Below are 781 nucleotides of genomic sequence, written 5' to 3' on the forward strand. Positions count from 1 at the left end.
CGAGTGGGACTTGTCACTCGTCGCGCCGCTGGACGAGTACGACAAGATCGACTCGGCTATCGTGGAGGTGCTGAAGTCCTCGAACCCCGAAGACGGTGGGTACGCGAAGGACCGCAACGTTGAGAACCCCGACGCGGTGGGTGGGTACGAACCCGTCGAGGTGTCCGCTGAACAGAACCCGTGGGTGGTGTTGTACGCTCCCTCCTCCAAGAAGGGTGGAATCAACGACGAGCTGGAAGACAGAGCGTTGATTCTGTACTTCTCAAACGACCGCACCACCCGTCGGGCAATCGGTCGCAAGGAGTTTGGTCACGAGGAGATCGACTCCAGCAAGTACGACGACGAGTACATCTACGACGCGCACGAGGTGAAGGCGGCCCTTCGTACCCACCTCTCGGATCTCCCAACGGAAACCACCTACGAGGAAGACGAGGATGGTGAGGAGTACGTCGCGGCTCGCAGCGGCGCCGCAGCAGCCTACATCCCGAGGTGGGTGTGGTACTGCGTCGAACCCGTCTTCTCGATTGACGAAGACCACACGAACCGCGTGTACGGGATTATCTCCAATCTCATCAAGGCGTCTGCGATCGCGAACCACCACACTCGTCGCACCCGTGAGACGGAGGTGTACGTAGACGAGGACTCCACGGAGACAGAGACGATAGAGCAGTACGTGGCGACCCCGCAAGACGTGTGGAACGTGATGATGTGTCTGGAGTCGCTTTTGTCTACGACACACCAACTCACGCCGCTGAAGCGACACATCCTCGACGCTGTCGAC

General features: G+C 59.7%; 1 protein-coding gene. It reads left to right on the plus strand.

Features of this window, described 5'->3' with window-relative positions; translation table 11 throughout:
- On the plus strand, window positions 1-781 hold a 781-nt coding region (locus EXE42_RS18830), incomplete at both ends, for a hypothetical protein (protein WP_158293752.1).

It is taken from the genome of Halorubrum sp. SP3 (genome assembly GCF_005435195.1).
GTDB classification, from domain to species: domain Archaea; phylum Halobacteriota; class Halobacteria; order Halobacteriales; family Haloferacaceae; genus Halorubrum; species Halorubrum sodomense.